Source organism: Inquilinus limosus DSM 16000 (genome assembly GCF_000423185.1).
In the GTDB taxonomy this organism is placed as follows: Bacteria; Pseudomonadota; Alphaproteobacteria; order DSM-16000; family Inquilinaceae; genus Inquilinus; species Inquilinus limosus.
This window is the reverse complement of record NZ_AUHM01000062.1, coordinates 1-2346: the sequence shown is the minus strand read 5'-3', so window position 1 is coordinate 2346 and position 2346 is coordinate 1. Positions and strand designations below refer to the sequence as shown.

Annotated in this window: 4 protein-coding genes; all 4 read right to left on the bottom strand. The window is 61.3% G+C overall.

The features are described 5' to 3' along the window. Positions 1-104: 104 nt before the first annotated feature. A complete protein-coding gene (locus G537_RS44390; protein WP_162146172.1) occupies positions 105-305 on the bottom strand; it encodes a hypothetical protein in 201 nt (66 codons plus the stop codon). Between the two features lie 43 nt (positions 306-348). Further along, positions 349-777 carry a GspH/FimT family pseudopilin gene (locus tag G537_RS42510; RefSeq protein WP_155888836.1) on the bottom strand — a complete coding sequence of 143 codons (429 nt, stop codon included), beginning with the start codon at positions 775-777 and terminating at the stop codon, positions 349-351. 133 nt (positions 778-910) lie between these two features. Further along, a complete protein-coding gene (locus tag G537_RS44035) occupies positions 911-1336 on the bottom strand; it encodes a hypothetical protein (RefSeq protein ID WP_155888835.1) in 426 nt (141 codons plus the stop codon). Positions 1337-1350: 14 nt separating this feature from the next. Next, on the bottom strand, positions 1351-2346 hold a 996-nt coding region (locus tag G537_RS44385; RefSeq protein WP_081689135.1), incomplete at its 5' end, for an RHS repeat-associated core domain-containing protein.

Here is a 2346-nt window from a genome sequence, read left to right as displayed (position 1 = left end):
CCGTCGTCGCGCCGCTGGCATATTTCGTCTCCAGCGGCCGGCCCGCCGCATCATAGGTGATCGACGCGATCAGCCCCGGGATCGACTTCAGCCGCCCGGCCCCGTCATAGGTGAACGGGCTGCCGGTGCCCCCCCACCTGGCCGATGGTGTCGCCGGCGCTCGAATTGTCCGGATAGGTCTTGCCCAGCACCCGGCCGCCGCGGTCATATGCCGTCTGGGCCGTGAAGGTGGAGCGCGGATCCGGCTGGCTGCAGTTCACCGTCTGGTCCGCCCCCGGCTGCCACACCGTCCAGCGCTGCTTCACCAACCGGCTCGGGGCGCAGCGCCCCCTCCTGCCGGACCGCCGATCAGCCAGGCGATGCGCAGGGCCAGGCTGTGATGCCGCGGCTCAACGTCAGGACGCTGCCGCTGCTCGACCCGTCACCGAGGAACAGCAGGGCCGGGGCATCGCCGCCGGGCTCGATCGCGGCGCCGGTGAGGGCCAACTCCACCCCGTCCGGCACCGCCTGCCAGCGGTTAAGGGCGGGGATGCCGATGCGCCGGTCCTCGGGATCGAAGCGGACCAGCACAGGGCTTTGCTGCCGCAAGGCCGTGTCGCGCGCCTGCGTCAGCAGCCGCTCCAGCCCGGCGCCGGCCTCGCGCAGCGCCGAGCGGGCGCGCCAATCCGGCACGGCCAGCCCGACCACGGCCAGCGCCAGCCCGAGGATCGCCAGCACGATCAGCATCTCGATCAGGGTGAAGCCGGATGATCCGGGATAAGGCCTGAAGCGTCGCACGATCTGCTGCGTCGATGAGCTGCTGACAATCTTTGTACCATACCGCCGCAGCCGTCCGGCCCATAGGGAAGCTTCACTACATCGACTAATTATACGCCGTCACCGTAATTCAGCGCAATAGTTTGTAAAATTGTTAGGAGATTTTCCATATGCCAATATCACTGCATATACAAATTATGGATTCTCCTCCAGATCCAGATAGATACAAAAGCTTTTTGTCTTTTTTTTGTTTAAAGTATCGCTTAAATTCTTCTTTTTCCTTTCCGTCTGGAGAAGATAGTAGTTTCCGCCAGGCTATCCTGGACCGATCCCATAATATTTCATCTATTGACCCGATGGTCCATATTTCAATATCCACAATTCCCATTACGCCTCTGTATTCGCTGACGAGCATCTCGTCCACTTCTTCTGCAACAAGTTTGAAGGTATCAGGATTTTTTCTGATTATAGCCTTTAATATACCAGGCTTCTGTTCAATCTCAATGAGATCTGAATCATGCAAGGACGGGAGGCACAGCTCTCCAAATTGGTCCACATTCCACTCGATCCGTTCAGACATGGTGGAGATCCATTCTATGGTTTGTTGTACCCCCGGGGGGCCGGAGGATCGCCCGGTTCGGGATCGCGCGGGTCAGATCTATCTTTAGCGGTTGGCGGAGATCCATCGGCTGGCCTGCCGACGTCGTGAACATGATCTCTGTTGCCAATTCCTTTCTCATTTGGATGGGGAAGATTGCGCTGCTTCGTCGGAAAGCCATCGTCGCCGTAGATGGCTGATGTCTTTCTACCCCGAACTGTCGTGCCGGGCTTACCTCTCCATGGAACCGAATCCACGTCGAGGTCAATGACCCCTGCCTCGGGGTCGGCAGCAGGCTCATTGCTCTCACCTGTCGTCGTCGAGGATGACGAGGCGGGAAGGTCGGCATTGTCTTCCGAGAGGACACTAGTGCCAGTTCCGGTCCCATAGGGATCGAATGCAGAGTACACCTTCTCAGTCGGCCGCCCATACGGGTTGAATGCGGATCTAGGTGCATCTGCGGCATCCAATCCGCTTGTCGCACCTATGCCTAGTCCGATTCCAACGCCGGCGGTTACTCCAGCCGTGGCCTCTACGGCCGCTGGTCCCCAGGCAGGTGACGTCTTGGCCGCCCCGAGGGCCGCTGCTCCAAGGTACCCACATGGTGGGCAATGCCCGCTCGGATCGCTCTTGTTGATCGGATCGTTATCCGAATACGCATACCGGTTGGTCCCGACGCCCGGCAGGGTCGGATCCCACCAGTCGGGCGAGATGAAGCGACCGATGTCCGGGTCGTAGTAGCGGGCGTTGAGGTAGACCAGGCCGACCTCCGGGTCCTCGCGCTCGCCGATGAAGCCCTTGGTCTCCCGGGTCTCCGCGGCCGCCGGCACGGTCTGGGCCCGCTTGCCGTAGGGCGTGTAGGTCGACCACTCCTCGAACCCGCCGGCGCTGTCGGTCACCAGCCGCACCGTGTTCAGCCCATCCCGGTGCAGGAAGTAGGTCGCCGCCCCGGCGCCGTCGCCCACCCGCTTCACATCCGCATGCGGGTACTT